The following is a 7,333-nucleotide window of genomic DNA, read 5'->3' as shown; positions in this document are numbered from 1 at the left end:
CCGGTCGCCATCTCATGGCCCAGCCGCTGCGAACCCATCAGCAGCCGCACACCCAAAGCCCGCCCCTGGCGGCCGATTTCGTCCATGACCTCCTTGGCCGGCGGGTACTGCTTAAACATCTGGGTGAACTCGTCGACGATGGTCAGCAGATGCGGCATCGGTTCAAGCTTCTCCCCGCCGTGGATACGCCGATACTCATACTCGGCGGCATCACTGACCCGGGCTCGATCCAGCAACCGTTTGCGCCGCTCCAGCTCGCCGTAGATGACATCTCCCATACGCTCGATCCACAGCGAATCGTTGCGCAGGTTGTTCATCGCGGCCACGACATGCGGCAACCCGTCGATCGCGTGCGCGGTGGTGGTTCCCTTGAAATCAAAGAAGGCGATATTCAATGACTCCGGTGAATGCGTCAACGCCGCCGAGAGCACCAGCGTGGTCCAAAACTGAGACTTGCCGCTGCCGGTGGTCCCCACCAGCACCATGTGATGGCCCATGCCGCCCTCGTGGGTTTCCTTGAAATCCACCGCAACCGGGGCGCCGTTCTCATCCACGCCGATCGGGATGCGCAACCAGTCCGCCCCCCACGGGTTTTCCTCCCACGGAGGCCCCGACCGGGTCGCGGCCCACACCCGGTCCACGTCAACATGGGCGGCATCCTCCAACCCCAAGATGTCGAACAGGTCCACAAATTTCGGTCCGTCAATCGGGAGCGCCGCATCCTGGCTATCCGGGTGAAAACGCGCCATCTTGCGTGCGACCGCCCGCGCGCTCGCCGCATCGAGCTGATCCGGCACCGCCAACGGTCCCGCCTGGGTGCGCGCCATCCCCCCGGTCACGAAAAGGGTCGTACCGTTCTCGAATCCGACACCACTACCCCGCTCGGCGGCCAGCCGCACGAATGTCACCCCGGCCACGCCGCCCTTACGAGTCAGGGTCTGCCACTCCGTACTCACCCGCACCTGGTCACTGATCACCAGCCAATGCGGAAGCGCGCTGCCGCCCTTCTCGCCGAAACCCTTGCGCTCCTGGTGCAATTCAGCACCGACCGCGGCATCCATCTCCTCCGGCGAACCCCACACCATCCGCGCCGGCCCCCCGCTATCGACCAACGCCCAATGCTGGCAATGTGGCAGCCATTTCAGCCAATCCCAGCGCGACACATCATCGGTGACCACCATGATCTTGAAGTCTCGCGGCGAATGAAACAGCGCCGCTTGACAAATCATCGCTCGCGCCAACCCATACACCGGTTCCATACCCTCGGCGCCGACCAGACCCAACCCCGGGTTCGCCGTCAACGACACCGGTTTGGCGACACCCCGCACCGACTTTTGCTCCAACAGAAAACTGCGCAGCGTGTCATAGGTCACTGGCTCATAGTCAGCCGCCTCACCCAACAACGGGGTGTCGAACTTCTTCGTCAAATCCGTCTTGCCGACGCCGATGCGCACCCATGCGAAATGCGGCTGCCCCGGCACCCGCTCCCACATCCGCGCCGACCCCACCAAGCCACGCAGCAGCCCCGGCTCGGGATGAAACCACGCAAACTGCGCGAATTGCCGTGCCGCATCAGCATGCACCACATCACGGATGTCGTCGAGCTCCATCAAATAATCGCGTCGGGCCACCTCCATCTGCGCCGGCGACAGCGTCTTATTGTCCGAGCCCCCGTAGCGGCCCATCATGAACATCCCGCCGAACGAGGCCAGCATCATGAACGGGAAAAAGAACGAGAAGAACCCCATAGGGCCCGAACGCAAGCCCGGCTGGGAAATGATCAACACAATCATCCCCACAAACGCCACCCCGATCACCGCCGGCAAAATGATCTGCATCTTGGTGCGCGGAATCGGCCGCGGCGCCGGCAAGCACTCCTTGATCGCGATCTTGCCCGCATCCACCTTCGGGGCCGCCAACCGCTGACCCGGCGAAAACCGCACCGTCGACATCTAGCCTCCCTGTTGTTGCCCGGTGGGCACCGGTGCCGCCGCCCCATCCAAAGAGTCATGAACCGTCAACGCCGCAGCGCGCGACAACTCCGGCCCGGCCGGCCACACCTGCAGCATCGGCCACGGCGCCGGGCGCACCTGTGAGACCGCCAAACCCAACGCCCGCAAAGCGTTCTCATCAAACGGCACCCCATAGCGCACACCCGACTCGCTGATCAACCACATCGTCTGCCGACGCGGCGAATCCAGCGCCGCCCCCGTCGTCGTCACGAACGTCGCCGGCTCCCCACTCAACAACACCCGATTGGCCTGCACCCCATTAGAGCCACCACCCACCAGGGACACCAGCCGCGCCTGCTGATCCGTGCGGATCGGCAGCCCCCGCCCGCTGACGACCTTCAACACGGCCTGCCGCTCACCTTGCCCCCACTGCCACGCGACACACGTCACCGGCTCGGCTTGCCCATCAACCACCCTCAACGGAGCCTTGGGGTAGGAGTCCACATCCAACACGTGGCGCACCGGCACCCGCGCCAGCTGATCCGGTGACACCCGCGGTGGCGTGGGCGCACCATATGAGTTCTGTTGGCGCAGCATCGCCGCCACCACCGCTGACACCGGCTGCACCCCATCGGCGACCACCACATAAAACCGGTCACCGCCGGTGGCGACGTCCTGGCTGGCCACCACCGACCCCACCACCACGCCCGGACCCCAGTCAAAGTGCGCCGGGTTGCCCGCATCCGCCACCTGCGGCACCACCAGCGGGCCACCCGCTGGAAGCGCATCAAACAACGCCCGAGACATGCCCGCCACCAGCGCCGACGGATCCACACCCAACGCGCTGGTCACCGCACGATCACCCAGATCCACCGGCAGGCGCACACCATCGGTGACCACAAACTTCTGCCGGTTATACGACAGCAGCGCCGCACTCCCGCCGGCCAGCTCGTGGCTACCCTGCCCGAGCGTCAACTCCCCGTCGATCCCAGTCACCAACGGCGAACCACCCATCGTATTTGATGCGGTGTCGCACACCGCCCACCGCGACACATCCGGTGACAGCACCCGCGGTGAATCCACCGGCGCCCCAATGATTCCCACCGTCGGGCCTTTCGGCCACTTCGCCAAATCCTCTGCGCTGACAAACGTCGGCGACTCCGGCGAGCCCGCGATCAGCTGCGCCGACACCAAATTCAGCGCCGGGTGCAACCGCCCATCCACCGACACATACAAGGTGCCCAGCTTGCGGTCCGCCACGATCTTCGACGTCCCCACTAGCCCGGCCGGGCGAAACCAGCCGATCAGAAACGCCCCCACCAGCATCACCACACCGACCACGGCCGAGAGCATCAGCATCGTGCGCTGCCACCGCACCGGGTCCACCTGCATGCGCACCGACCGGCGAAGCAACGCGAAACTCAGCCGCCGGCGCACAAAATAGTGCCCACTCACCTGCGTCTTCGACGCCAAATTCAACGGCACACCGGCACCGTACCGTCCAACCCAACACCCCGCTACCGCCGCGTCCAAACCAAACCAATCCGCGGTCAACCAGCCACGCAACAGCCGCCCACCGGCTGCTGTCGCGTTGACCCCGCGCGAGGAACCATCGGAGCCTGGTCAATAGTCGTACAGAAGGCGTGGGATTGACGCTCGACAACACCAACTCCGCTATCGACCTGCCCCTTGACCGGCGAGACGAACGTACGCCCAGTTGATGGCCCAGCCGTGACCAATCGCGATAAGCACCAGGCCGAAGATGAAAACGATATGACCCAGAAGGGGATGGTCCTCGCCTAAGCGCTTCCCCCACACCGAGCCAGCAAGGCCAGCCGGGGCTACCACGAACCACCAAAAGGGGTGTCGTCTCAGCAAGCTCAACGAGCTGGTGTCGTCTGCCATGTCTGTTAGCGCTCCTTCTCTGAAAAAATCTTTGCGCGCCGAACTTGGATATGACGCACCAAATTTAACGCTCACAACGAACGGCAACACCCCAGCTCTCGCCCATGACGTCCATCGGGCGCACCGGCGCCGGCTATGACCGTCGCAATTCGTGCTCGATTTCCCGCAGACTCGGCTCGAGCTGCTCGCGGATATCGGCGGTGGTAATCGCGGCCGCCGCGTAAACCATATCCGCCAGCGGTAACGGTCGAGTCGACCAACCGCCAATGTGCTCCAGGGTTCGGGCCACAAACCACTGGCTGCGGTAAAACTCGCCACTGCCCGAGGGAACGTCCTCTGGCTGCTGCGGTCCACTTTCAAACCCTCCGGGCCGATGCGCGGCGGGCAGCACGGCGAACACCGCGTTTTCCGCGTCGTACTTCTCCCATACCGCCGGCGTTGGCTCGTTGCCGGCCGTCAGCGTCGTCCATATCGCACGCAATATCGGCGGAACCTCCACACCCACAGCCGATTTCGCCGAATCCACTAATCGCCCGCTGATCGGCAGGATCACCCGCTCCTGCAGGGCCGGCTGTGCCCCGGCCAGCCGCTGCAGCCGGTCATAGAGGTCCGGATACTCCAGCTGCAACCGGTGCACATGCAACTCATCCAGCGCCGGCAGCGACCAATCCCTCGCCAACGGACACCGCTCGCGTTTACAAGGCTCGCCATGCTCCACACCCGCCCCCCGAAAACCCGCCACCGAATCGTTCGCTGCGGCCGCCACCAGTTTCCACTCGGTGCGCGCGCGCACGCCCGCATACTCCACCAGCACCCGCGCTGGATCAGCCCAGCCAAACCAACGATCCCGAAACGCTTTATCCACCAACGGGTCAGCCACCAGAAGCCGCACATTCCGCGGCACGAACACCCCCGGCGGCACATAACCCGAGCCGTCGTTCGACATCACCACTGTCTCGCTACCCGCCGGCGAGCGGAACACCCCCACAGCCCAGGACAGCGGATACCCCCGCTTATCGCACGCAGCCTGCAGCTCCCACGCCAACGCGTTCGCCGCAGCCACATCCGGCGACACCGGCCGCTCCCCACGCGCCGCCCCCGCGGCCGGGGCCACCACGCTGGCCGGCACCAACGTCGGACCCGCGCTCGCCAATGCCCCCGGCAGCGGCGTGAGAGGAGCCGTCGATCCCCCCGGCACCGGCGCTGCAGACCCCGACCCGGGCACACCAGGCGAAATCCCAGCCGCGGGAGCTCCCATCCCAGGCGAAGGCAACATCATCGACGGCGGCGCTGCAGACGCCGACAAACCGCCAGGCGGTGAACCACCAGTTGGCGCAGGCGTATGCGCCCCCGACGATGCCAGGCCGGTAGGCGCCCCGGCTACCGAGGCAGGTGCGGCTGACGCTGGTGGCGGCAACGATCCCGCCGCCTCGATCGGTGGCGCCACCACCTTCGGGGTCGCGGGCACCGATGGAACCGCAGAGCCGGTACCTGCGCCCGCGGCCAAACTAGAGGTAAACGGCTGACCAACCTGCGCGGCCTGCGCCACCGCACTCGGCCCACCCCCGGCCCCCGCTGGCAGACCAGCTAGCCCCGCCGGCGAACCGGACGGCATCTGACCAGCACCAGACGCCAACGACGACAACGCATTACCGCCACCTACGCCCGAAAACCCACCAGGCAAACCGCCACCGGCACCCGCCAAGCCACCGACCGACGGTGACGGCGGTGGCGCACTCGGAGCGGGCAAAGAGGGAGCGCCGATTGGGCCGTTTGACAAGTCACCCCGCCGCCGCGGGTCGCCAGGTACGGTCCCTGAGGCAATCGGCCCAGTCGCTCCCGAGCTGGACTCAGCATCCTTTCCACCTTTGCTCGGCGAAGTTTCGTCCGATTTCTCGCCGCGATGCTGCGGATCGTTGCTGAGTGCATGGGCAGTGGAGTCTCCCGGTGGTGTTCTTCCGATGACCTCCGCGGCAATGGGATTCACCTGACCTGACACGAATGTGTAGTAGTTTCTCAAGGTTTCGGTGAAGTCTTCGTGGGCCGTCAAAGCAATAACATGATATGCGTCAATAATCCCTTCGCGGGCCTCGGGAGGAGACGCCGAGATCTCTTGATGTGCTTGGGAATCGATGCTATCTAGGGCCATGGCTAGTCTGTTGCCCAGGTCGCCCACGTATACAGCAGCCGCATGAAGATCGTCGAGAATGCTCGCGTGGTTGGCATGGTCGACAGCGAGACGTTGATGCGCTGCCACCACGGCTTCGCTCATCTCACCCCCAGTCAGCTCCGAAAGCTGCCCCGCCGCGACACGGTAGTCATTCGCTTTCTGTTCGGCGACCGGGCGGGCAGCGGCAAAACCCTGTGCCACGACGTCAGCGGCGGCCTGGGTTTGCGGCCACAGCCATGCAGGGACGATCCGCTGCGAGTAGGGCCGGTTCGACGGTGACGTAGCGGGCATTTCGGCTACAACCCGCAGGCAGTCCGAACTTTCGCCGCGGCTGCGACACCACGGTCCGCTGCGGCGTTCGCAACCGTCGCCGATTGATGTTGCCCATCAAGAGCAGCCAAATCAATGCTTGCTCGAATGTAGTCGTCGATCGGGCCGGCCACCTCGGCAGGTGTCGCGGGGCTGACGTGCTGGCGTAGATATTCGACTTGGATCAGGATGCCCGCTTGCGTCTGAACTAACGCGCGAACAGTTACCGGGTCGTTCCAGTTTGGGGGTGAATCGACGAACGGTTGCCGTGCGGCCACCATCGCAGCCGATGCCGCGCTCCAGGCATCGCACGCAGTCTTCTTCGCGGCTGCTACGTCGCCTGGGCTGGGTGCGACTGCACTTGGTGCCGGGCTCGATGCCGGTCCGGATGGCGCTGCTTGGCGCGCCAGTGCGATGCCGCTCATAACGAGCGCGGCCACAGCCGCGGCCGCCATCATCGCGATCAGCAACGCCCTCTGCCATCGAGTCGGCACCGCGTTTACAGCGCGACCTCCCAGGGGATGCGGCGCGGGCTGAGGCTGGACGTCCAGCGGCGGCGGAACGGGCTGGGTCACAACTCCCCCACCCGAAGATCAGCCGCATTCCCATCATCCATGTCAGCGACCGTCGCGAAACCCGATGCCGAGCATTCACCAAGAACTCCAGCCCGTACCCGCACCGCAGTAGATATCGCCTGATGCGTTGAGCCAGCCCACGCCAGCAGCAACGTGCCGACCGCGTCGAATTCGTTCGCACCAGCGGCCGGTGCCGGTTGTGGCACCGGTGGTGCGGTCTGGGATTCCGCGGCCACCTTTGCCGCCACCGTGGGGGCGGCATGATCAACCTGTAACCGCACTGCACTCATCGAATCACCTACCCTGGTGTGCGATTTGCCCTCTTTGTCTTACTTACCTTGCGCTAGCGCTGCAATATCCGACGGCACCGGGACACCGAACCGCCTGGCATCCGCGACAATAGTCACCAATTCGAGGTAGTT

The 7,333-nt window shown here is 65.1% G+C and carries 6 protein-coding genes; 1 reads left to right on the top strand and 5 read right to left on the bottom strand.

Going from position 1 to position 7,333, the window contains the following annotated elements:
* The 3 genes from eccCa to VMD50_RS18645 form a co-directional block, all read right to left on the bottom strand.
* Positions 1 to 1,952 (bottom strand): type VII secretion protein EccCa (eccCa, locus tag VMD50_RS18655; protein ID WP_325429452.1); only part of this gene is annotated, 1,952 nt, incomplete at its 3' end.
* Positions 1,953 to 3,437 (bottom strand): type VII secretion protein EccB, encoded by a 1,485-nt coding sequence (gene eccB, locus VMD50_RS18650; RefSeq protein ID WP_325429450.1) that lies wholly within the window; start codon positions 3,435 to 3,437, stop codon positions 1,953 to 1,955.
* 553 nt (positions 3,438 to 3,990) lie between these two features.
* Positions 3,991 to 4,932, bottom strand: a complete 942-nt coding sequence (locus VMD50_RS18645) for a hypothetical protein (protein WP_325429448.1) — start codon at positions 4,930 to 4,932, stop codon at positions 3,991 to 3,993.
* Between the two features lie 1,116 nt (positions 4,933 to 6,048).
* Between VMD50_RS18645 and VMD50_RS18640 the strand changes: the two genes are divergently transcribed.
* Positions 6,049 to 6,306: a hypothetical protein gene (locus tag VMD50_RS18640; RefSeq protein ID WP_325429446.1), complete on the top strand. Its 258-nt coding sequence runs from the start codon at positions 6,049 to 6,051 to the stop codon at positions 6,304 to 6,306.
* A gap of 17 nt (positions 6,307 to 6,323) precedes the next feature.
* Here the strand turns inward: VMD50_RS18640 and VMD50_RS18635 are convergent, their stop codons facing one another.
* Both VMD50_RS18635 and VMD50_RS18630 read right to left on the bottom strand, forming a co-directional pair.
* Positions 6,324 to 6,806, bottom strand: coding sequence for a hypothetical protein (locus tag VMD50_RS18635; RefSeq protein ID WP_325429443.1), 483 nt, complete (start codon positions 6,804 to 6,806; stop codon positions 6,324 to 6,326).
* A 101-nt stretch (positions 6,807 to 6,907) separates the two neighbouring features.
* A complete protein-coding gene (locus tag VMD50_RS18630) occupies positions 6,908 to 7,201 on the bottom strand; it encodes a hypothetical protein (protein ID WP_325429441.1) in 294 nt (97 codons plus the stop codon).
* Positions 7,202 to 7,333 lie beyond the last annotated feature (132 nt).

Origin of the sequence: Mycobacterium sp., from assembly GCF_035506235.1 — a bacterium.
Lineage (GTDB): Bacteria > Actinomycetota > Actinomycetes > Mycobacteriales > Mycobacteriaceae > Mycobacterium.
The sequence above is the reverse complement of the archived record's forward strand: the minus strand, read 5'-3'. Positions and strand labels throughout refer to the sequence as shown.

What these genes read in the sequence shown, in the direction of transcription:
- VMD50_RS18640 (WP_325429446.1), top strand. Translation starts at nt 6,049, where the DNA reads ATGAAGATCGTCGAGAATGCTCGCGTGGTTGGCATGGTCGACAGCGAG.
- VMD50_RS18630 (WP_325429441.1), bottom strand. Translation starts at nt 7,201, where the DNA reads ATGAGTGCAGTGCGGTTACAGGTTGATCATGCCGCCCCCACGGTGGCG.